Below are 23,538 nucleotides of genomic sequence, written 5' to 3' on the forward strand. Positions count from 1 at the left end.
TTTAGAGCCCCGTAGCTACAGTATGCATACCTCTTTCTCTAATCAGATTTTCCCGGACCTTAAGGCTGCGGTAGGCTGCCAGAGGAGAAAGAGCTCCTCCCCTGCTGAGTCGGGCACGTTGTAGTAACGGACGGACATCGGTTCGATATGCTTCCTGGAGAATTTCCTGACATTTTACGACATCGTGATTCAATTGGGCTTCGCTGAGGGCAATCTGGTCTATCAATAGGGCTTTGGCATAGGCTTCCTGGATGGCTTCAAGGCTCTGGATAAGATCCTCCAGGGGGTCTTTAATATTGTGGCTTGCGTCAATCATCCAAGCCAGGTTGGGGTTTTCGGGGTTATGGCGCATGCCGTAAACAAGTTCGTTGAAAATCAGGAACAGCGCATAGGGTTTAATACTACCCACGGTCAGGTCGTCGTCTCCATACTTGCTGTCATTAAAGTGGAACCCACCGAGTTTTCCCTTTGCCATCAGAGTGGCAACTATCTGCTCAATATTAGTATTCGGAAGATGATGTCCCAGATCAACCAGAGTGTAAGCTCGGTCTCCGCAAGCGTTAGCGAGCATGAAACTGGTACCCCAATCCATGATCACTGTGCTGTAAAAGTTAGGTTCGTAGGGTTTATACTCAATCAGAAGACTCCAGTCTTCGGGCAGGGCAGTATAGATTTCCTGGCAACTCTTTTCCGTCTGAGCTAAAGCTTTCTGGAAGGAGCGCTGACCGGGGAAGCTGGTACCATCAGCCAACCATATTGTAAGACTTTTAGAACCGAGCTTTTCACCAATCCGAACTACCTCCTGGTTGTGCTGGACTGCCTGTGCACGGATGGCCTCATCTGTATTGGCCAAAGAGCCATGCTTGTAGCTGTACTTACTTCCTGGTTGGTCTTGAAAAGTATTGGAATTTATCGCGTCAAAAACGATGCCGTTGCGGTTCGCAATTTGCTTAACGGCAGCATAGTCCTGTGGAGTGTCCCAGGGTATGTGCAAGGAGACGGCGCCAGCGGTTTGCGTCAGGGCATGAAGAATGCCAACATCATCCATTTTTTGCTCAAGATTTCCTGGTTCTCCGTGAAAGCTAAACCGGCCAAATCGGGTTCCGCCAGCTCCGAGAGCCCAGCTGGGTACAGCTACTTGAAAATCAGCAAGACTTTTCACCAATGACTCGACGTCTGTACCGGAACGGCTCAATTTATTGGCTAGGTAATTAAAGTCTGCCTCATGGTCGTTCAGATTGCCGTTTGCGGAAGCTATTTGGTCTTTGGTTAGTTGCATGATTGAATATTAGCTTATTGGATGAGTTTCGCGTCAGCTTAGCCCGTCCGATGGGTGGATTATACAAATATCAAAATATTAGGCGAGGCCGCAGGTGCAAAGAAGGTTAAAACAGCAGGGGCAAAAGGAAAAAATGCCTGCTCCCGCTAACTTTTTTTGCACCTGCGGCCCCGCCCTGAAAATCAGGAAACTGAGGATAAGTTTACTGGTTCCTTATGTCAGGTTTTATCTCACAAACGCAGTGGCCATTCCTCCGTCAACGTTAATTATATTTCCGGTTGTTTTGCTCAATAAGCCTACGCAGGCATATACTCCGTCAGCAATGTCCTCGGGCCGGATGATTTCGTTTAGGAGGTTGCGCTTAGCATAGTGAGCGGGCAGTTCATCGACCGTGATGCCGTAGGCTTTTGCACGCCCTTCCGCCCATTTCCCTTCCCATATTTTAGAGCCAATAATCACTCCGTCAGGGTTTACGGTATTGACGCGAATATGGTCTTTTCCGAGTTCTGCTGCCAGTAAACGTGCCATGTGTTGTTGGGCCGCTTTGGCGGTGCCGTAGCCAACGTTATTGGGCCCGGAAACCAAACCATTTTTGCTGGCAATACTAACGAAATCACCGCCGGTGCCTTGGTCCCGCATAACGCGAACAGCCTCCTGAGCGAGCATGAACTGTCCTTTCACAAGGACATTTTGCAGAATGTCCCAATCTTTTTGAGTATGGTCTTCTAGCGGCTTAGAGATCGCCAGACCGGCAGAGTGAACCACAATGTCCACACCGCCAAAATTCAAAGAGGCTTTATCGAAAGCCTTCTCGATAGAGCTGGCATCAGTTACATCACAAACGGCGAAGGTAGACTGATCGCGACCATAAGATTCATTGGCCTGCTTGAGTGCGTCTTCGTTGATGTCGGAGAGCACTACCACCGCACCTTCTGCAACCAGCTTGTCGGCAATGGCTTTACCGATGCCACCGCCTGCACCGGTCACCAGGGCGACTTTACGGCTAAGGGGTTTCTCGGCGGGCATCCGCTGTAGTTTGGCTTCCTCCAGCAACCAGTATTCAATATCAAAAGCTTCCTGCCGCGGCAGCGCAGTGTACTCCGATATTGCTTCTGCACCGCGCATTACATTAATGGCGTTGATGTAGAATTCACTCGCTACGCGGCTGGTCTGTTTGTTCTTCGCAAAGCTAAACAGACCTACACCGGGATAAAGAATAATCACCGGGTTGGGGTCACGCACCGCAGGGCTGTTGTCCCGCTTGTGGTCATCGTAATATTTCTGGTAGCCTTTGCGGTAATCAGCGAAGGCACCTTCCAGTTTTTCGAGGATAGCAGAGCGATCGCTCAGATCTTCGCTTGGGTCGAGATCGAGCACCAGGGGCTGGATTTTTGTCCGTAGGAAATGGTCCGGGCAGGAAGTTCCCATCGGAGCCAGGCGATCAATGTCGTGGCTGTTGATGAATTGCATGACCACATCGGTGTCCTGAAAGGTTCCAACCTGGCGCGCCTGACTGCTCGTAAGGCCACGGAGCAATGGCATCAATTTACCAGCCTGTGCTTTACGGGCATTGGGGGCGAGACTCTTGACGCGCTGACCGCCGAATACATTGTCTCCCTGTGCTTTAACACGATCCTCAATATACTGGCTGGCCATCTCAATAACCTCCAGACTGTTCATGTAACTTTCATAACTGGTGTTTCCCCAGGTGAAAAGTCCATGGCTGCCGAGGACAATACCGCGGATACCAGGATTGTCCGCCAGGCACTTTTCGAGTTGAAGGCCCAGGTCGAAACCCGGCCGCTGCCAGGGAACCCACCCCATGGTGTCTCCCCATATTTCTTTAGTTATTTTTTCACTGTCTTTTGCAGCGGCAACGGCGATGAGCGCGTCCGGGTGCAGGTGATCAATGTGTTTAAAGGGCAGGAGGCCATGAAGTGGCGTATCGATAGAAGGCGCTTTGGACTCAAGGTCGTAGATGCAATGATTGAACAGGCCCACCATTCGGTCTTCGTCATGCAAACCACCGTACACCTTTTTAAGATTGCGCAAGCGTTCAGTGTATAGCCCTGCAATACCTTTCCGGGTAAGGGTGCCGATATCTCCACCAGAACCTTTCACCCACATGATCTCTACTTCCTCACCAGTAAGCGGATCTTTTTCAATGGTTTTACAGCTGGTGTTTCCGCCGCCATAGTTGGTGATGCGCAGGTCAGCGCCTAAAATATTGGAACGGTAAAGGAACAGTGCCACCTGGTCATCTCCCAGAGAGGCTGCATGGGCTTCGTCCCAAAGGTAATCTACGTGTTTGAAGGTGGTAGAAGTTGTCATTAGCGGAGGATGTTATATTTTTGCATAATTCTTAATTATCGCTAAGTTAAGAAGGGCTATAGGCAAGAGGTGTCCTGTACCATCCCGGAAGGTGAGGATGTTTTTTGGCTGCTCTTCTGAAGGTTGTTTGCTTTTCTTCATTCCTCGCGAAGAAATTTACCTGATCAACAATTATTTTAAGTTAAATTCTACAGAATAGACATATTCTGTCACCGATTTTCTCAAATGCCAGTATGGAAATATTGAAACACATTACCATTGATGAAGACTCAAGAACACCAAAATATCGTCAAATTGTAGACAGCATTATAGAAAATATTGGTACGGGTAAACTCAAGATAAATGAGAAAATCCCTTCCATAAATATGTTGAGCGAAGAGTTTTCCCTTTCGCGTGACACGGTGGAGAAAGCGTACAACATCCTGAAGGAACGAAGGATAATCACTTCCGTAAAGGGAAAAGGTTTTTACGTCGTCAAAACACCACTGATCTCTAAGCTTAATGTCTTGTTCCTCATCAATAAGTTGAGCGCTTACAAGATGAGAATCTACAATTCCTTCATTGCTGCCATCGCCGAAGAAGCTCATACTGAGCTTAATATATACCATTGCGACGAGTCTTTATTTCTAAAACTCCTTAGCAAGGCAGAGAAGTCTTATGACTTTTATGTGATTATGCCTCATTTCAAGACCAATTCATTAAAGCACGCCAGTACAACAGACGAGGTTTCCAAAGCACTGAACGCAATTCCGGCACACAAACTTTTAATTCTGGACAACTACCTGCAGGGCCTCGAAAAGAAGTGTGCTCAATTGTACCAGGACTTCGAAAATGATATATACGAAGCCCTTATTCAGGGGCAAGACAAAATATCCCGCTATAAAAAACTGGTTATCGCCTATCCTTCTAACTCAGTTTACCCCTATCCTAAGCGTATTCTTCATGGGTTTCGAAAGTTTTGTGTTGAAGCTAAGATGCCCTTTGCCGTAATTGAAGAAATTGAAGAAGATATGCCACTTGAACCTGGCAGTCTCTACCTTACTATTCCGGAAACAGATCTTGTTAACGTTACTAAGGCTGCTCGTGACCAGGGCTTGATCTTGGGCAAAGACGTCGGAATTATGTCTTATAATGAAACACCCCTTAAAGAGCTTTTGGGCATTACTACTATATCAACTGATTTTTCGGAAATGGGAAGAATGGCAGCTGAGATGATAATAAATAAGCGACAGGAAGAGGTGAAAAATCCGTTTACGCTGCTTGACCGGGATTCGTTGTAAACTGACCTGTAAGGTAGACTATCGAAAAATAGACCTGACCCATTTTTTTATCGGCTACAGCTCAAACGAAACGGTGTAAACACCAGACCCGAGAGTTAAAGAATCCATTGGTGATGGAGCAAAAGTATCCTTTTTCCACTCCGTACCATTTACCTTAACAGTACCTGCTTTGGCTGCTGTGAGCGGTAATATCGCAGATGTATTAAACGGAATCGAAAGCTTCATAGAAAAAGAATCGCCTTCCTTTCTCCAATTATTTTTAATTAAACCGTAAGGTGATTGAATTTCCGCATCTGCATAGTTAATTGTTTTTGGTATTATAGGGTCGATGACAAACTGCTTGTATCCGGGATCGGCAATCATTGGCCTGATGCCTCCAAGCCGCTCATGAAAGTAAGCGGCAAATCCGCTGTGCATCGGGTGGTTAAGTGAGTTGCCGAATTCTATATTCTCTGACCAGTCCCACTGCCGCTCGGGCCAGGTAGTAAAACCGGTATGTAATACGAAAGCCTGACTGGGAAAGTCAGGGTGTGTTAATACACTGTATGCAAGATCAGCCATGCCGTGGTCACTAAGTACGGAATACAAGTACCGATTACCGTGAATACCAACGGTATGATGTCCGCTATTGACCACATCGATGTCATAAACAAGGCCATTCACTACATTTTCTTCTTCCTCTTCGGGCACCAGGCCAAACTGAAGGGCCATCACTGTTGCCGTCTGGCTCCCATACCAGGAGTAATTGGTTCCTGCCACTTGCTCCAGATATACACGGTTAAAGGCTGTATGTAAAGATTCTATCTCGCTGTCCAGAAAACCAGCATATTCTTTTTCGCCCATTACCTCTGAAAACGCTCTCATAACCTTGAGAATATCATAGAAGTAGGCAGTAGCTGAAACTACGGGGTGACATTCCATAGCAGAAGGATTGGACTTGCGATCCCAGCGCGGCGGACACCAGTCCCCCATTCCGTTTTCGATAATTCCATCAGCGTTTCTGAAACTCAGGTAGTAAGCCGTGAGCTGTTTCATGTCAGCGTAATATTCCGAGACGATTTGCTCATTACCATAATGAAGATAATGATACCAGGGTAGGTAAATTGCGGCAATTCCCCAATCAAGCTTTGCGATAGTCGACGTACGCCGGCCGGGGGCGATCATCGTCGGAACGCTGAATTTGTTTTTATCGTTTCCTCCTTTTACTGACCTGAACTGCGTTCGGATATCGTTCATATATTTTTCATAAAAAGCCGCTACATCGTAGTTATAAAGAATGAACTCCGCAGTGGCGTGGGCATCTCCCAGCCATCCACATTTTTCACGCTGCGGGCAATCTTCCGGGATGCCGTGCAAATTGTCAATAACGGTCCATTTACTTACTTCAGCCATTCGGTTTACCAGGGAGTCAGAACATTGGAAAGAGCCAGTCTCCCGGACATCTGTACTCACCAGAAAGGCCGTAAAGTCATCTTTTTCGGGTCGGCGGCTTATGCCGGTTATTTCTGCGTAGCGAAAGCCATGGTAGGTAAAACCTGGCTCCCATGTTTCTCGTTCATTGCTTCCACATACATAAATTAGTTGTTGAGACAGCCCACTGGCACCTCCCCCTGTAGAACCCAGATGGATTGCGTTCCCGCTTCTTTTCAGGGCTTCCGTGAGCTGAAGCTGAACTTTAGTACCCTCACTTTCTTTTACACTCATGCGAATCCAGCCGGCGATGTTTTGACCAAAGTCCAGAATCCAGTTACCATTTTCACCCCTGAATATTTCCCGGGGCTTTAATGCTTTTATTTTTCTAATCGGCGGGATTACCTGAGGTACTATTGTTCCCACTACCGGTGTAGTAATTTTCACCTTCTGATAAATGTTGTCATCGAAGTCGTTCTCATGCCAACCTTGCTGTTCAAAACGGGCATCATAAGTCTCGCCGCCGTAGATATTGTCGAATACGATTGGCCCGGGTATAGATTTCCACTTCGAGTCCGTAACGATTGAGCCTGTTGTCCCATCTTCATAGATTAACTTAAGCGTCATCCGGACGGCCGGCGGTCCGTAAGCCAGGCTTTTAGCGGATTCCGGATCTCTCCTGAAAGCAAGATTTTGACCATAAAAGCCACTACCCAGCTTTATACCAAGTGTATTTTGGTTTACTAGTAACTCCTCTTTTGCGTCCAGAACAACGTAGTAAGAAGTTTTGTCGTAGTTAGACGGTGCCGGATCCAACACCTGGTCTCCAATTTTTTTTCCGTTCAGGTAAAGCTCGTAATATCCCAGGCCCACAATATAAGCCCTAGCACTAGCGATTTTCTTTTTTACCTCAAAGGTGCGCCTGAAATAACCGGCAGGAAAACTGCTCACCTGAACGGGCTCTTTCATAGCACCGGTTTGGAAAAACCGGAAGCGGTGCTCTGATGTCCTTTCATCTGTCGGTACGGTAATCCACTGTGCGTCATCCCAGTCGGCCTCTCCCCCTAATCCGGTAGTAAAGAATTGTACCGGCGACCAGGCTGAGGCCACATCAGCTTCATCCCATATTTTTACTTTCCAATTGTATCGGCGCCCGGCAGCCAGTGCCGGGCCCTCAAATAAATTATGAGTGGTACTGGTTGATAATAATTTTCCGGAATCCCATACATCCCCCTCGTCTTTTGCTAATAATTCCGGACTGGAGGCCACCAATACCCGAAAGGCGGTTTGCTGCCGATTGTAGCCTGTTGCTTTCACTACCCATGAAAACTGCGGACGATCTCCGGCAATAACCTGTGGGTTCTCCTCATAATTACACAGCAATCGCTCGAATACAATAGCTTCCTGAGCACTATAAGCCGCGGCCCAATGGCCTGTGTCAGCAATTTTTCCGGCGCGGCCGCAGGTGCAAAGGAGTAGTAGAAAGAGCAGGGGGAGGAATAAGTTCTTTGGCATTGATCGGACGATTTGCCGAAAACTAAGACCCTCTGAAAAAGAAAGTGTCCTGTTCTGTACTGGCGAGCGTCTATGACAAATAACCCCGGGATATCGTATAAAGGATACACACTTCGTTTCGTCCTACCTCTGTTTTGCTTTGAATAACTATAAATTAGCATCTACGATTTTGCCTCCGTTGAACCTGGCAAAGTATTCAGATTATTAAAAATGACTCCATGCTTCCAATACACCACTCCGTCTTGTTATTGACAATCTGCTTATTGGTCTCTACTTGTGCAAATAGCGATACCGTTTCCCGCCAGGAACGTCCCAATATAGTCCTCATTGTAGCTGATGACATGGGGTGGGCGGACCCCGCCTACATGGGGAATACCCTCTATCAAACCCCTCACCTGGATCGCCTGAGCAAGACCTGTGTAAATTTCACCCAGGCCTACGCGGGCGCATCGAACTGTGCGCCTAGCCGTTCGGCGATGCTCAGTGGATTATGGTCACAACGAACGGGAGTCTATACCGTAAGCCCCTCTGCACGGGGCGACAAACGGCACCGAAGACTCGTGCCGATCGTGAATACCCCTTTTCCGCCCGATTCTCTGGAGTTACTGCCGCAGTTTCTGCAACGGCAAGGGTACAGGACGGGAAACTTCGGGAAATACCACATTGGGGAAGACCCCTTAGCCCGCGGGTTTGACCGCAATGTAGCGGGTAGCAAGTGGGGCTACCCAAAGGGGGGCTACTTTAGCCCCTTTCCGATGCCGAACATAAAAGATGGTCCCGAGGGCCAATACCTGACTGACCGACTCGGAGATGAGGCCGTCCGCTTCATCCAGGAGGAGTCTGGCCAAGGATCTTTTTTCCTTTACCTTCCTTTCTATTCCGTCCACACCCCGATTCAGGCACCGGATTCTATGGTTCAGCGATACATCGGTCGGCCGGGCATTACCGGTAAAGAACACGCAACCTACGCTGCTATGATGGAGGCGCTGGATCGAAATGTAGGTAAGGTCCTAGCTGAACTCGCCGCCCGAAGGCTGGAAGAAAACACCATAATCATCTTTACTTCTGACAACGGGGGCGTAGATAAAATTTCTGATCAATACCCACTGCGCGCTGGTAAAGGTGCTTATTATGAAGGCGGCACCCGCGTCCCGCTACTGATCGGTTGGCCGGGAACAATTTCCCCAAGAGTAGATGAAACTCCCGTTATTAACCTCGACTTCTACCCTACTCTGGCCTCATTAACCGACCTGGAAGCTCCCGCTCAACCGCTGGACGGTACCAACCTGAGCGAGTTGCTGTTGAACCAAAAGCCCCTCGCCTCCCGCAACTTGTATTGGCATTTCCCCATCTACCTGGAGGCCTACCGAAAAAATGGTGCAGAAAGCCGCGATCCGCTATTCCGAACCCGCCCCGGCAGCAGTATGCTTGCGGGAAAATGGAAACTTCACGAATACTTCGAAGATGGCGGTATTGAGCTTTACGACCTGTCCACAGATCGGGGTGAACAGAATGATTTATCTGATGTCTTTCCTGGCGTACGCGACTCTTTGCGTGCAGCATTACAAAGCTGGCGGCAAACGACTGACGCGCCGGTGCCTACTGTGCTAAATCCTCATTTTGATCCGGAACTCCCAGCTGCAGGGAGCTGATTTGAGTTGAAGAAAGATATTTTCAGGCAATGAGACCACTAGGTGGACACGACCGACACGCTAACGCGAGTTCCATTTTCACCAACCTCGGCGAATATTGGCAGCGCCTGGACCCCCGGCACCAAATTAAAGATTCGCTCGCGCTTGGTTATGTCAATCTGTAAAGGAACATTGGCCTCCAGTCTAACCATACCTGTCGGCTTAATGATATGAAGAGTACGCTCATCAATTCGTACTACTTCATCCGTGTTGGGTGATACTACGGGCAACACTAACCGGACTTCGTCTGCTGAGTCTCTGACTGGTGGTACCACTACCCTCATCTCCTCTTTGGAAATGTGATACTCTATTTGTTGTTGGATTGCGCCTTTAGAGGGAGGAAGTTGGTTCTCGTCAAGCAGTTGGACCGTTGCTATTGAGGTGATGGTTCCGCTGTCATCGGAAACCTTCGCTTTTGCTCCAAGATCATATAGGTTGGTGTACCACTTTCCATCAATGAACGTTTCGAGACGTGGTGTAAGGGCGTACTCTTCCTCGTCAGGATGTAGCTGTTGGTTGAATTTTTCAACCAGGATGTATTTGGCCATACTTGCGGCAAAGAGTAACCCGACTTGCTCGTGCCACAGAATGTTCAATGCCCCACCAGTGCCCTGGAAACAATATTTCTTGTAGATGAAGTCGTAGGTGGAAACGGTGGCTCGCCACGGCCCACGAGCGACCAGCCATACATCAACTTCCGGCTTGTGGCGCACGCCGTCAGCGATTTGCCGGGGCAAGCTGGCTGAAGCCTGCAAGGCGGTAAGTTTGGCGGGGCCGTCGAGCAGTGCGGTCAGTGGTTTAGCATGAGCAAAGGTATGATGGATACAGGGAGGTATCCCGTGTTCGGCATAGTGGAGTCCGCCGTAAATGAGCCCGCTCTCCGCAGTACAGCGCTGTAAAAGTTCGGTAGTGCGGATGGCAGCGGTAGCGAAGGCCGGGTTGCGATCCGCCATCATGGAAAAGGCTGGTTGGCTGCCGTCGGTGGTTCGGCTACCCCAGTAACTCCATTTGGCCTGGCGGGTGCCCCAGCTGTTATCCCAGCCACCATCCGGAAGCATGAATTCGAGGTGCCCTTCGAGAGACTTCGTCAGCAATCCCAGTAATTCCTCATCGCCAACGTGCAGAGCGTAGTGGATGACGCCATTCAGAGATTCTTCGACGTTGTATCCTAAGTCGACGGAATGGAGGCCCTTGGGAGACAGTGCATCGCTTGGTTTACCTTCGCCAAACAGCAGAAAGTTAGGCCTGGTAAACCATTGCTTTGCATCCCTTCCCAGCACCTGCGCCCGCGCCGCATACTTTTCATCGCCGAGCACCTCGCCAATTAGTACGAAAGCGTGCAGGGCTGTGAAGCCATAATTTATGTTGGTAAAGGTGAGATTGAAATTAGCCAGCAGATATTCCCCTACTCTCGAAAGCCGTTCGGTCCATTTAGCGCGCAGTTTTTCAGGCAGAAAATCACCATGGTGATGAAGCGTCTCGGCCAGGGCAATAGCACCAAAAACTGAAATACCACGCCATGTTTTCGGGTTAGGCATTACCGTCCAGCTTCCGTCAGACTGAGACACATTATTCTCCGCCCACTCCATAACCCGAATGGCAGCCGTGAGGTACCTTTCCTCTCCGGTTTTCCTGGCCATGTGGACGAATGGATACACCGAGTCCATACAGCGTCCATGGATATGATCGCAGGCGGGGCAGCCCAGTGCACCGTGCACAGTCAGGTCATCAGGTTGATCAATCTGCATGGATAGCATACCATCGCACCATTTTTTGAGCAGGTTTTCCACCAAAGCCCGGAAAGCCGTTGGCGCTGCACTTTTGGCATCAGCTATCGCTTCCTTGCAAGCAGCCACAGGAAGGCCTAATGCCGCAGCTGCCAGCAGAGAATGGAATAGAAAATTGCGACGTTTCATAATGCTGGTTTTGTGGCTAATGGAGAGGTTAAATCAGTTAATGGACAGCCGGCAGCCGCGGTTAAGGCAATTATGGCAAATAGAAAACTTCCCGAAGCGGAACCGAAACCGGAGAGTTATCCGCATTCGTCTCCATAATATCAGCCATGAAAGCCCACCATTTCTGCACGATCGGGTGGTCGGATAAATCCTGAGAACCACCTTCACCGCTTACTTTCTGGAAGGCAAATAGCGTATCGGTTTCCTCATCAATAAAGATGGAGTATTCGCTCACACCCGCGTCTTTCAGGAGGCGCTGTAGTTCGGGCCAAAGGGCATCATGTCTTTCCCGGTAAGTGGCTGTTTGGCCTGCTTTAAGGTACATTTTGAAGGCGAGTCTTTGCATGACGTTTTTATTCGTTGTTTGGATTTCTGGTTTTTCACCCCTCCTTTTTACTTAGCTGAACATTGAAAAAACAGCTGGGAGAGATCCGTAGCTGTTGTACTGCCGTCTTGCCTAAGGGCACAGAATTCCGGCACTTCCAGCCTGGCTCCGGTTTGATAAAACAAGGCCCGGGCTTTATCCCAGTAGTGCTTCTGCTCACCGAGTTGGGGATACGGCCAGGGCTTCTTGTCAAAGGCGAAAGGTTTAAGGAATGCATAGGCCGCAGGAATGCTCCGGCCATCGTCAGTTTTGTATCCCCATAGGTCTACACCGAGTTGGCGGCCATGCCATGCCAATTGGGTCATGCCGTTCAGGTTCATCGTAGAGTAGCTGATGGACTTTGTTCTTTCCAGTTCATGAGGCTGGCTCCCGTCGGGTTCAAGCTGTGCGGCAATAATTTTAGTCTTCGCAGTTTCCAGCACTTTACGTGCCGCATCCGGTCGGCCGAGATAGCGAAGCATACAAACCACCTGGACATCATACCAGGTTGCATGGTTATTGTGACGGAGGCCTTCTTCAATACCAAGCTCACTGGTTTGGAACCAGTGAAGCATAGCCGCAAGCCACTCGTGCATCCCCGTTTTAGTTGCTTCGGGAAGCATGCCGACGTGATCCAACATTTCCAGTGCATCAATCACGTCCTGAATAGCGATAAACTCGATGATGCCGAAGCAGCGCCCATCGTTTCGCCCGGGGATTCCCTGAGCGTAGTTGAAATTGGGGTTCATCTTCGTCGCCGGGTCAAGGAACCAGGTGTTGATGTGTTCCACGGCGCGTTGGCCGTACTGTTTGTTGCCGGAGATCCAGGCGGCTAAAGCCAGATCTTCAATCACTTTAAAAGTCTGACTTTTGGCCTTGTTATCCGTATTGGCATCTTTCGTCGCAGGGTTTACCTCACCGTCTTTACGGATCCATGGCAGGCCGTCTGCTTTTTCGGGGTCAGGCCACCAGTAAGGAGCCAAGCTCAGGTAGTCGTGCTTGTTTCCACTGGGTGGGGTGATTTTCTTTCGCATTACAGACAGCAGCGGTCTTTTCAGTAAGGTATTTGCCTCCAGCAACATTTTTTGATAAGCCTTCTGGTAGGGAGCATAACCGCTACGAATTTTGGCACGAAGAGCCGTCATGGTCTCTAAATCTCTATTCGTAAACCTTTCAACCGACCTTTCACCCTTCGTTTCCGTATTCGCCGGTGAAGTCCTTGCTTTTTGTTCCACGAAGTAGGGCTGAAAACTGTAGGAGGAGTGAGGGGCCCATTGGGCATTCTCTCCCGGTAACTGCTTCTTCAGTGAGGCTTTCTCTTTTTGATACCTGGGGTTGTCTGCCTGATTAGTAAATTCATGGGGGTCCTCCGTGTGATCATACAGTTCCTCTCCTCCATCTTCATATTGGATATACCGAAAGCGTTCTGACCTGACCGTGTGATTATTCATCCCGAAGGTCGTTATGGCGAGTTGCTCATCTTTTCCCTCATCCCCCCGCATGAGGGAGACCAGGCTACGACCTTCATTTCTGTCGTAAGCCGGTAGTCCACACAACTCCGTCAGGGTTGGATAGATGGAGAGCATCTCCGCCGGCTGATCAATTACCAGCCCTTTCGGCAGGTCGGGGGCTATGAAAAGCAGGGGTGCCTTAGTGGCTGACTCCCAGAGCGCGTGTTTGGCAAAGGTCCCCTTTTCTCCCAGCCGGTAGCCATGGTCAGACCAAAGGACGATTACTGTATTGTCAGCGTGCTGACTGGCTTCCAGCTCGTCCAGCAGTCGACCGATTTCGTAGTCGACGAAGCTGACGCAAGCCAGGTAAGCCTGCAGAATCTTAGGCCACTCTCCATTTTCAATGGCCCAGTCTGTAGTGGGCATCATGGGCAAATCGTTGATCTGCAGGGCGACGGGAGGAACATCTTTCAAGTCATCCGCCCGGTAGGGCATCGTCTTGATACTGTCTAAGGGATAAAGGTCGAACCATTTTTGCGGTACGTAGAGTGGTACGTGGACCCGCAGGAAGCCTACGCCCAGGAAGAAGGGCTGCTCGTATGTCCGGTTCAGGCGTTCGATGGCCCAGTTAACGGATTGGTGGTCGGGCATCAGGGAATCCACTTCAGGGAAAGCCCCCCAGTCGGTGCTGGTACGGCCGTATTTTTTTCGGTCGGAGGTGCCGAATCCATCCCAGACGAACCGCTCCGGAGGAAGTGGGCCAAAGCCTTTCACCCTGCCGCCCGATTCGTGAAAAGCACCAGCAGGTGCATGCTTATGGAAAAGCTTACCTATGCCCATGGTATGGTAGCCATGATCCCGAAAATACTCTGGCAGCAGGATAATGTCTTTGGTTGCCTGATTGTCCCCGGACCTGATTTTGTCGTCAGGGATCATCCCGTAAATACCAGTCGTTGATGGTCGTAAGCCCGTCATGATGGATGCCCGGGAGGGGCCGCATAGCGGCGCCTGGCAATGGGCGTTGGAAAAGAGTACGCCTTTAGCGGCCAGGCGGTCCAGGTTGGGGGTTTTAACGCCGTAGTTTACCCCCTCCAGCCGGCCAATCAGATTGTTCAGATCATCAACGGCCAGGAAGAGAACATTGGGCGGATTAGCTTCATAGTTCGTTTCGCCACAGGTAGTAAGTACCATCAGGGAAAGTAGGAGAAAAACCGAACCAACGCACCTGAATACTTTCCTTCTTGGGTTGAAATGTGCTGCTTTCATGTTGATTTACTTGTTCAGAGTACTCGTAACTCTGTACTTACCAGACGTTAATCTCAGCTCTTCGTTAGAGTTTGTTGCTTCACCTGCTACCGTGCTTCCGTCATCAGCTATTTGAATTAGTTGGTAATCTGCCTTATAGCCCTTGGGTATCGTTATGAAGCCAGTACTGTTAGGAGGAACTATTATTTCCCAGTCCAGGTGGCCGTCGATGACGGTCCAGGCACTGCTGATGTGACCGTAGGGAGATTCGTGGGTCGCGGCAGCGGAGGTTAGTGGCGGATTAATGACCGGCGCAAAACTAATTTCCCGGTAACCAGGGGCTCTGGGGGCAATTCCTGCCACTCGCTCGTACATCCACTGACCGATAGCCCCGTATGCATAGTGGTTAAAGGAGTTCATACCTCCGGGGTTAAAGCCGTCTTTTAGGGTGTAGCTATTCCAGCGTTCCCACATAGTCGTGGCTCCCTGATTGATGGAATAGAACCAGCTGGGGTAGGTCTCGCGAAAAAGAAGCTTGTAGGCCAGTTCAGCATGGCCATAGCGATCCAATACGGGGGCGAGAAGAGGGGTGCCCAGAAAGCCGGTCCTGAGGTGACCATCAGCAAGCTCGATCTCGTTGATGAGGTGATTGACGGCCAGTGGAGCCAACTTTTCCGGTAACAAGTCGAAGCCCAGGGCAAGCAGATAAGCTGTCTGCGTCGCCCGGTCCTGGGTAATGCGCCCGGCCTCATCGAAGTAGGCCTGGCGTAAAGCCGTTTTAATGGATTGATGCAAGCGATCGAGCTGCTTTGCTTCTTCTACCCTGCCCAGCACCCGCGCTGCGCGCCCGCATAATTCTGTACTACGGGCAAAATAGGCTGTGCAGATAAACTCCCGGGGAGTATCTCCCCTGTTGTTCCCGTTAGCGGGGTATGGCTGAAGCCAGTCCCCAAAACTCTGGAAGTCAACCAGGTGGTCTTTAGCCTTACTTTCGTAATAGCCGACCCACTGGCGCATCATATCGTAATTTTCCCGTAAGACGGTAGTGTCTCCCGTACGAAAGTAGACCTCCCAGGGAATGATGGTCGCCGCATCTCCCCAGCCAGCACTGCTTCGTTTGACATTGATGTTGGGAATGATGAACGGAATGGCACCGTTGGGTAGCTGTTCTTCACGCATACTTTGCAGCCAGGAAGCCCAAAAGGCGTGGGTGCTGGTCAGGAACAAGGAGGTAGGGGCAAAAACCTGGGCGTCTCCGGTCCACCCAAGGCGTTCGTCTCGCTGCGGGCAGTCGGTAGGAATATCGAGAAAGTTACCCCGCAGCCCCCATTCGATGTTCTGCTGCAGTTGGTTCAGCTTAGAGTGAGAACTGGTGAAAGTACCTGCTGTGCTAAAATCAGAATACAGCACCTTGCCTTCCACCCAACCCTTAGCCGGAGTAGCCTGGGGCGAATAGCCCGATAATTCAACGTAGCGGAAGCCGTGAAAGGTGAAAGAGGGCGTCCAGTCGATCTTGCCGTCTTCGGCCGCTACGTAATAATCCGTCGAACGGGCAGATCGGTAATTCTTAGTAAAGATGTCCCCGTCCAAATCCAGCATTTCGGCAAAACGAACCCATAGGGTATCTCCTTTTTTTACGGGAACCCGTAGGTGTGGTACGCCCACCATGTTTTGGCCAAGGTCGAAAATGGTGGCTCCAGGCTTAACAGAAGTGATGTTTTGGGTAGGCAGAGTTTTACGAATCTTAACGGTAGCGTGCCGTTTAGGACGCAACATTACGGTAGGCTCCAGTGCTTCGGCGATCACGGGGACCGGGGGCTCGGTCGGTTGAAGCTCAGAATAGAACTCTCCGTCGTAGATACTGGAATAGGTAAGCGGCGTAGCTGGCTGGGTTTGCCAACTTTCGTCGGTGACGACCAGTACCTGACCGTCGGTTTCCAGTTGAGCGAGCAGACGAGGAGAATCGGTATTAGTCCACTGCGGAAGTGTGTAGCCAATCCGACCGGCATACCAACCTTCGGAAAGTGTAGCCGTAAGCTCATTTTCTCCAACTTGCAGGAGGTCCGTCACGTCATATGTCAACGTTTCGATGCGGTGCTGGTAGGGGGTGTATCCCGGAGTCATCTCATCGTTCCCGATGCGTTGGCCGTTGAGTTGAGCGCGAAAAACACCCTTGGCGGTGATGTATAAACGGGCTTGTTCCGGCAATCCGTCGATGGTAAAGTTCTTCCGCAGGGTCTGTGGACGGAAGAAAGGCAGATTAAACTCAGTGGTTTCCGCAGGCGTGGTCGCTCCAACCCATTTCCCCTGCCAGTCCTCATTCGTCAGGAGGCCATATTCTACGGAAGCGGATTCGGACCATCCGGACAGCTCGCCCGACGGGTTTTCGTAACGCACCCGCCATTCCAGTTGCTGGCGTGACTGCAACTCGGGGCCGGCGTAAGGCACACCAACTGTAGCAGATGTGTTTACCCGACCCGACTGCCACACCGTGGCTCCATCGGCATCTGTAACCTCAATCTCATAAGCGGCCTGCTCCCCCGCAGCGGGCAGCTTCCAGGAAAAGGTGGGAGAGGCGTCATAAAACCCCAGGGGGTCTTCGAAACCTTCACTGATGGTGAGTCCGTTGGGCGCCTCTGGCGCCGTGCCCGCGCAGGTAACCAACAAAAAAGAGCCTGCCAACAAGAGTACATTGATGCTCATCCGCTTCAGCGGAGCAAAGTGGTTGTGTCTTTTCATTGATTCCATGACGCTTCAATTTTATTTATAAGTTGTTCAACGATTTCGGGCTTATCAGCCGCTAAGTCCTTTTGCTCGAAGGGGTCCTTTATGATATCATACAACTGTACCGTTTCATTGGGCTTGTTTGCCTTGTTCGGAACAATTATTTTATAAGGGCTGGTAATGGCCATTTGATAAAACAGGCTGTTGTCTACGGTCGTAAAGTCGTGGGCATAGATTTCTCCGTAGAGGGTCTCCCGCTTCTCTAAAGCAAGCTTATCCAGCACATTGATACCATCTAAGCCCTCCGGCCGCTCCATACCGAGGAGACTTAGCACGGTTGGCACTATATCCAGGCTACTTGCCAGGGAACGGGAGTTGTAACCGGGTTCAATGTGCCCACTCCATTTATAGATGATTGGCGTTCTCATGCCGTAATCGTAGGGAGAACGTTTAGAGTTTTTGGTGTATCCCGCAGCATTCTCTTCTTGTACCCAACCGTTATCACATACGTAGACGTACAGCGTATTTTCGTTTTGTCCTTTCTCGTCCAGGTAGTCAATCAACTCACCACAAGTATTGTCGAACCATTCACACATAGCCCAGTATTTGGCCACATATTCACTTGGGGCCAGGGGCAGGTACTTCTGGAAGAGGCTGTCTGGCGGGTTATGGGGCCGGTGGGGCAAATAAGGTGCGTACCAGACGAAGAAGGGTTTTTCTTCCTCCAGGGCGTAGTCGATATAGTTAAACAGGGTGTCCATTCCATTTCGGCCAATCTCCAGTCCATAGTCTCCGTGTCGGCCTCCCCTTGCGGGATCCCCATGTGTCATCCCCCGGTCGAAGCCGCCGTTGGCGTAATTCCCAAGCCACCACTTACCGGTTTGAAAAGAGAGATACCCTTTATCCTTCAGCATTTCGGGCAGGGTGTTGAGCTGTTTGAAATGATCAATGACCGGCCGGTAGCGCTCAGCCCTTATTTTCCTTCTATCCGCTTTGTCTTTTGGCTTGTCGGTCGGTAGCATCCGGTCGTTACCCAACACCTGGTGCCGGCGTGGATAGACCCCGGTTACAATGGAGGCCAGGGAGGGGGCGCAGAGTGAGGTAGGCACGTAACTTTGCACGAAAGTGAGTCCTTCATTAGCCAGCTTATCGATGTTTGGGGTTTTGAGCTGCTTGTGCCCCATAAAGCCGTAGTCGGTCCAGGCCTGGTCATCAGAGATGATGAAGACGATGTTCGGTGTTTTTTGCTCAATGGTTTCTTCCGGGACATCGGCTGTCTCTCCGCAAAAAGCAAAGGCCATACTGGCAAAAATTAAGATCAGGATGTAATAATTACCTTTCATATTGTTGTTTTTGCGCGGCCGCAGGATGCAGTGAAAAATAAAAGAGCAAGGGAGAGACAAGTGCGAACTAGTCAGGTTTAACGAGTTTCTCCGGTTCCCCCGAATAACTGAAGTACAGTGGCTCCGAAGTAGAGACTTTCTGTTGTGGGGAGCTTAGGTTGATAAAGGCCGACACACTTTCTTCACCCGCCGAACGGATGGTGTGTCGCCCGACTTTTATTTTTTCACCTTGGCCGAGGTAGACAGATTGCAGCTCTCCGGAAGCAGTCAGGGTTACCACTGCGTACCTCCCCCGGAAACTAATATCATAGTTAGGGTAATGGATCGTTTTGTCTGGGTCAGTTGGCAGCAACACGAGTTGGGTAATTCCTCCGGTCCGCTCATTGCTCTTCACAAGAATTCCTTCGCACCTGCGTTCGCGCCGGATGGCCTCCACAGCAGCAATGCTGCTCTCTCCGGCCATTGCGGGCTCATAAACGACAGCGAAAGGGGTGTCCCAGGCAGAACCTTCCTGGCGAATGACCAGCGTTGGTGCCCGTTCTTTTCGGTACTGATCCGGCCCTTCGGTTAGCGGCGGTGAGGTCGCCGTTGTATAGCTCCGGTTCGGTTGCCCGGGCAGGAAGGCCCTCATTTGAATGGGCTGCGGGCCCAGTTTTTCGGCCCTGAAGGTTACCGTTACATCCTTTGAAATCTGCGCAGAAGTCTTCACGTCTTCAAAGTAGTGCCAGCCCGGATGCCGGAAGGAGCGGTTGCTTTTCCATTCATCGTTTGCATTCGCCTGATAGCGTTCAGGTGTGGGACTAAGCTCTATATTTTTTTCGCCCGCACGCAGGACAAGGCTTTCGCCCGGGTTGCGGTAGATGTAATCATGGTACTGCTCCGGCAACTCAGAGTGCGAACGAAACAGGTCGACATAGTAACCGGTCGAGTCCGAAGTGCGAATGATGCCCAGGGTCCGCTCCTGATAAGCCTCAGCGGCATCGCCTACCGTATCCCGGAAGGCAGCGGTCGTGAAACTGAAATCAGGAGAAACGGGCGGGGCATCTGGTTCGGGCTCCGCTGCCAGTCGCCTGGCCCGGTCAGTGCCCAGGCTCACCCACCCGCCGGAGGATTGGGAAGCTCCATTTACAATTACCGTATTGTTGCTGGCAAAAATGCGGTAGTAGTTATCATGGATTTCGGTCCGGTATTGGGTTCTGCCGCCCTTACCACCCAGTACAAAACCCTTGCCAAACAACTCCATACTCAGGCCCGTGGCGTGGCCGTGGACGTAGGACCCTCCGCCAATGAAGCCCATCAGCCCGTCTTCTGCTTTACCGGAGGGGGAGAGATTACGCTGTATGGTGATGCCGGCGAAAGGCAGTTCATCAGTTACCGGCAGGGGGTACTCGCCCGCCTGGGTTGGCACCTCCGGTTCAAACCAAAGTAGTTTTACGGGCTCGCGGTAGGGCGAGGCGGGGTAAGTTCTTTGGCCGGGCGGGGCAAAACGTTTGTAGTCACCTGACTGGACGGAGTGATTGATCAGCGGGCCGAAAGTTCTGGTCAGTTCCGGCCGGCCTTCCCGCTGCCCGAGATGATAAGCGATTTCATAACCTTTGATCATGGGGTGATACGCACGGTGACCGTCGCCGTGCAGGATGGTCTCTTTGCCGCCAGGATAAGTAAAATAGTACGCTTCTGGCAGAGCCGCCACTACCTGTGGATATTGGCCAACGAGCCCGGAAGAAGGATCGTGATGAGACAAGACGGCAAAGAGGTAAGTCAGAAACTCTCCGACGTGCTGGGAGTAGCCAAAGCTTTCCGGCCAGCTGCCGCCGTGGGCATCATAAAAAGCGCCGATGGTGGGCAGGGCATCCTGCCGTTTCGTGTCCTCTTTGAGGAAGAACTTCAGGTAATGCGCCCGCTCGGCGGGGTCGGGCAAGGCCAGTGCGTTACCCACCAAACTGGCGGCTTCCAGAATGGGCCAGTTGTGGCCGGTGCCCCCTCTTGTCAGGGCCAGCTCGGCGTAGGTACGGAATACATCTGTTGCACGAGTCTGATCAAAGGCTACCTCAGTTCCTTTTCCGAGGTCAAATACCTTGCCGTTGGCCTCCAGCCAGGGCTGAATAAAGTCGTAGATGAGGGGAAGCTGAGCGCCGATCTCACGGGCTTCGCGCAGGTGATCCTGCGTATAAATCCATCCGGCATTATAGTGGTCAGTATTCAGTGGCATCTGGGTAAGTGCCTGTACGAAAGTGTGTAATACATCAGCGGCATATCGGGCGTAGCGCTCCTCCTCGGTGAGGAAGTAGAGAACACCGCAATCGACGGCAGTTTGTAGCTGGTGCATCATACGATCCTGCTCTTCCCGGTCGGCCCCACTAAAGCTCGTGTAGGTTTTAAAGGGAGGAATCATCTGCTTTTCTGCGGGATCGGCACTAAAAGGAAGTTGCCTGAAGTAGGCTTCCGGGTCTTGTTCCCAGCTGCGGAGGTCGTCCCCTACCCTTGCGGCAAAGGCAGCGTAGTATTTTGCTACGGATTCGTTGTCAGCAATTTTAGCAAGAATGGCCGGGCGCTCTGAAGGGCGCACCCAAATCATAGGACGTTGCTCTTCAGAAGACTCGCTTTGCACCTGCACATAAGTGCTGCAGCCACTAAACCAAGCAGCCAAAAGGAAACAAATAATAAGCTTGCTTACGTCCATTTAGTCAGCGATTAATCGGAATTTGACCGTTTCTCCTTCTGCAGAAGAAGTACCCAGCAGGATGGTGTAATCTCCTGTTTCCACCCCCTTCGTCATATCCAGGCGTGTAAACGCCAGCATCTCCGGCGTAATCTTAAAAGACACTGTCTTGGTTTCCCCCGGCTGCAGTAGAATTTTCTTGAAAGCCTTCAGTTCTTTAGCCGGCCTCGTGACTGAACCGATCTCGTCGGTCAGGTAAAGCTGGACAACTTCTTTGCCCGCCATACTACCGGTATTGGTCACCTTGACGCTCGCCGTGATCATGCCGGGTACCGTTAGTGTAGGGGCGGAAACCCTGGCATTAGAATAGTCGAAGCTGGTGTAGCTGAGCCCGTGCCCGAAGGGATATAGTGGGCCGTTTTCCATGAACAGATACCCTTTTTTATTATTGATCCGTTTACCGCTGTAGTGAAAAGGAAGCTGGCCAATGTGGCGCGGCACCGTGCTGGGGCATTTACCACTGGGGTTGGCGTCTCCGAAGATCATTTTAGCCATGGCTTCATCGCCAAACTCGCTGAGGTCCCAGCCATCTAGAATGGCATCAGCGTGTTCGTCAAAGCCGTTAATGGAAAGTGTTCTGCGGTGCGTGAAGACCACGATGGTCGGCTTGCCCAGGGCTTTCACCCGACGAAGCAACTCGTCTTGTGGCCCGACGGGATCAATGCTCGCCCGGTCACCGAGCGCATTATTGAAAAAGCCTTCCTTGGCAGTGTGCTCATCTCCCCCCAGGAACAGAATGTTGACGTCAGCCGTGCGGGCGATGCCCACCAGCTTATCCAGAGCAGCGTCGGTATTCTCGTTCACTTTTGGCACGGCCCGTTGCTCATCCGTTAAGCGAAATCCCTGCTCCGCCACGAACTCAACACCCGGTGCTATTTTCTGAAACTGCTCAAGACTGGTCTCCCGTAAAATCGGGCCGAGGAGGGCTATTTTCTTTGCCGTAGACTTACTAATGGGTAAGGCCTTATTGTCGTTCTTCAACAGCACGATCGACTCTTCGTCTGCTTCCCGCGCCAACGCCAGAGAGGAGGTCATCCGAACCCGCCGTTCGGTCTCCCTCACATCTATGTAGGGATTTTCAAACAGTCCGAGGATCATCTTTGTGCGTAACACATGGCCGGCGGAGCGGTCGATGTAAGTCATGATTTCCGGCATTTTTTTGGCCAGTCCGGGCAGCAGCGAGTAGGCGTCATCGGCATAAAGGTCAACGTCCATTCCGGCACGGAGGCCTAGGAGTGCAGCATCTTCGGGTGTTTCGGCAACGCCCATGAAGTAGAAGAGCCGGCCGATATCGTTAGCATCAGAGACGGTGTAGCCCTTAAAGCCCCATTGTTTGCGCAGAACTTCGGTGAGCAGCCAGGGATTGGCGTGGCTGGCCACCCCGTTGAGGTCGCCGTGGCTGGCCATAATACCCAGCGTGCGGGCTTCCTTAACGGCCGCCTCAAAGGGCGGAAATATCTCATCGATCAGCGTCCGCTCACTAATCTCAATGGCGGCGAAATTAGTACCGCCCAGCACCTGCCCATAGCCCGCAAAGTGTTTCGCCACGGCCCCGATGTGTGTCCCTTTTCCCAAGCCATCGTAGTTGCCCTGCACACCGGTGATGGCGGCTACAACGTTTTCCTTCACCAGGTAGGTATCCTCCCCGAAGGCTTCGCTCATACGCCCGAAGCGGGGGTCGCGCACCACGTCCGCTTCCGGGCTATGACACATGTGCATGCCGCGCAGGCGGGCTTCATTTCCCACCACGAGCCACTGCCGGTGGGTGAGCTCCGGGTTAAAACTGGCCGCGGAGGTAATCGGCCGGCCGAATTTGGTGCAACCTTCCGCATCTACTCCGTTGTAGGACTCGGTAACGAACAGCGCCGGGATACCAAAGCGATTGTTCTCAATGATGTATTTCTGCAGGGCGTTGTTACCCTTCGCCGCGGCCACGGGGTCGTTGTGCTCACCGGGGTTCTTTATGCCCGCAATACCGAGACGGAGGCGCTCTTTGGTGTCCCCCTCAAGACTGAGATTACCGGCATCGTCGATTTTGATGCCCTTGTTAGCATGAAAGATCCGCATCTGCATCACCTTCTCCTCGACGGTCATTTTACTCAGCAGATCAGCTACCCGCTCATCAATAGAAAGCTGAGCGTTTTGGTAGGGCTGTTGGGCACAGGCAGAAAGCGTGAAAAAAAGGAGGAGAACTGGAAGGTAGTGTTTCATGTTTTGTTTGTACCGCC

At 51.3% G+C, this 23,538-nt stretch carries 12 protein-coding genes; 2 read left to right on the forward strand and 10 right to left on the reverse strand.

The window, feature by feature from the left end:
• Position 1 precedes the first annotated feature (1 nt).
• Entirely contained in the window at positions 2-1,279 is a 1,278-nt protein-coding gene (locus BM123_RS06565; protein ID WP_090166516.1) for a sugar isomerase, read from the reverse strand.
• 225 nt (positions 1,280-1,504) lie between these two features.
• Positions 1,505-3,610: a bifunctional aldolase/short-chain dehydrogenase gene (locus BM123_RS06570; protein ID WP_090166518.1), complete on the reverse strand. Its 2,106-nt coding sequence runs from the start codon at positions 3,608-3,610 to the stop codon at positions 1,505-1,507.
• Between the two features lie 233 nt (positions 3,611-3,843).
• On the opposite strand from BM123_RS06570, the gene BM123_RS06575 reads away from it, so the two are divergent.
• Complete coding sequence (locus BM123_RS06575; protein WP_090166520.1) at positions 3,844-4,890, forward strand: GntR family transcriptional regulator; 1,047 nt, start codon at positions 3,844-3,846, stop codon at positions 4,888-4,890.
• Between the two features lie 54 nt (positions 4,891-4,944).
• On the opposite strand, the gene BM123_RS06580 is transcribed toward BM123_RS06575, so the two are convergent.
• Entirely contained in the window at positions 4,945-7,815 is a 2,871-nt protein-coding gene (locus BM123_RS06580) for an alpha-L-rhamnosidase (RefSeq protein ID WP_090166522.1), read from the reverse strand.
• A gap of 218 nt (positions 7,816-8,033) precedes the next feature.
• On the opposite strand from BM123_RS06580, the gene BM123_RS06585 reads away from it, so the two are divergent.
• A complete protein-coding gene (locus BM123_RS06585; protein ID WP_090166524.1) occupies positions 8,034-9,467 on the forward strand; it encodes a sulfatase in 1,434 nt (477 codons plus the stop codon).
• A 38-nt stretch (positions 9,468-9,505) separates the two neighbouring features.
• Here BM123_RS06585 and BM123_RS06590 read toward each other — a convergent pair whose 3' ends face one another.
• The 7 genes from BM123_RS06590 to BM123_RS06620 all read right to left on the reverse strand — a co-directional run bounded on the left by BM123_RS06590 (position 9,506) and on the right by BM123_RS06620 (position 23,521).
• Positions 9,506-11,422 (reverse strand): hypothetical protein, encoded by a 1,917-nt coding sequence (locus BM123_RS06590; protein ID WP_090166526.1) that lies wholly within the window; start codon positions 11,420-11,422, stop codon positions 9,506-9,508.
• A 70-nt stretch (positions 11,423-11,492) separates the two neighbouring features.
• Positions 11,493-11,807, reverse strand: coding sequence for an L-rhamnose mutarotase (gene rhaM / locus BM123_RS06595; RefSeq protein WP_090166528.1), 315 nt, complete (start codon positions 11,805-11,807; stop codon positions 11,493-11,495).
• A gap of 47 nt (positions 11,808-11,854) precedes the next feature.
• Positions 11,855-14,467, reverse strand: coding sequence for an alginate lyase family protein (locus BM123_RS06600; protein WP_139211790.1), 2,613 nt, complete (start codon positions 14,465-14,467; stop codon positions 11,855-11,857).
• Between the two features lie 81 nt (positions 14,468-14,548).
• Entirely contained in the window at positions 14,549-17,269 is a 2,721-nt protein-coding gene (locus BM123_RS06605) for an alpha-L-rhamnosidase (protein WP_090166531.1), read from the reverse strand.
• Entirely contained in the window at positions 17,257-18,588 is a 1,332-nt protein-coding gene (locus BM123_RS06610; protein ID WP_245748459.1) for a sulfatase-like hydrolase/transferase, read from the reverse strand. Before BM123_RS06610 ends, BM123_RS06605 begins: the two co-directional genes overlap by 13 nt.
• A gap of 67 nt (positions 18,589-18,655) precedes the next feature.
• Positions 18,656-21,157, reverse strand: coding sequence for a hypothetical protein (locus tag BM123_RS06615; RefSeq protein WP_139211791.1), 2,502 nt, complete (start codon positions 21,155-21,157; stop codon positions 18,656-18,658).
• 114 nt (positions 21,158-21,271) lie between these two features.
• Positions 21,272-23,521 (reverse strand): glycoside hydrolase family 3 N-terminal domain-containing protein, encoded by a 2,250-nt coding sequence (locus BM123_RS06620; protein ID WP_090166535.1) that lies wholly within the window; start codon positions 23,519-23,521, stop codon positions 21,272-21,274.
• Positions 23,522-23,538 lie beyond the last annotated feature (17 nt).

It is taken from the genome of Neolewinella agarilytica (assembly GCF_900110645.1).
In the GTDB taxonomy this organism is placed as follows: Bacteria; Bacteroidota; Bacteroidia; order Chitinophagales; family Saprospiraceae; genus Neolewinella; species Neolewinella agarilytica.

Bases quoted from the DNA above. Each gene is read 5' to 3' on its own strand.
- BM123_RS06600 (WP_139211790.1), bottom strand. From the start codon at position 14,467: ATGGTACTTACTACCTGTGGCGAAACGAACTATGAAGCTAATCCGCCC.
- BM123_RS06605 (WP_090166531.1), bottom strand. From the start codon at position 17,269: ATGGAATCAATGAAAAGACACAACCACTTTGCTCCGCTGAAGCGGATG.
- BM123_RS06590 (WP_090166526.1), bottom strand. From the start codon at position 11,422: ATGAAACGTCGCAATTTTCTATTCCATTCTCTGCTGGCAGCTGCGGCA.
- BM123_RS06585 (WP_090166524.1), top strand. From the start codon at position 8,034: ATGCTTCCAATACACCACTCCGTCTTGTTATTGACAATCTGCTTATTG.
- BM123_RS06580 (WP_090166522.1), bottom strand. From the start codon at position 7,815: ATGCCAAAGAACTTATTCCTCCCCCTGCTCTTTCTACTACTCCTTTGC.
- BM123_RS06610 (WP_245748459.1), bottom strand. From the start codon at position 18,588: ATGAAAGGTAATTATTACATCCTGATCTTAATTTTTGCCAGTATGGCC.
- BM123_RS06620 (WP_090166535.1), bottom strand. From the start codon at position 23,521: ATGAAACACTACCTTCCAGTTCTCCTCCTTTTTTTCACGCTTTCTGCC.
- BM123_RS06575 (WP_090166520.1), top strand. From the start codon at position 3,844: ATGGAAATATTGAAACACATTACCATTGATGAAGACTCAAGAACACCA.
- BM123_RS06565 (WP_090166516.1), bottom strand. From the start codon at position 1,279: ATGCAACTAACCAAAGACCAAATAGCTTCCGCAAACGGCAATCTGAAC.
- BM123_RS06570 (WP_090166518.1), bottom strand. From the start codon at position 3,610: ATGACAACTTCTACCACCTTCAAACACGTAGATTACCTTTGGGACGAA.
- rhaM (WP_090166528.1), bottom strand. From the start codon at position 11,807: ATGCAAAGACTCGCCTTCAAAATGTACCTTAAAGCAGGCCAAACAGCC.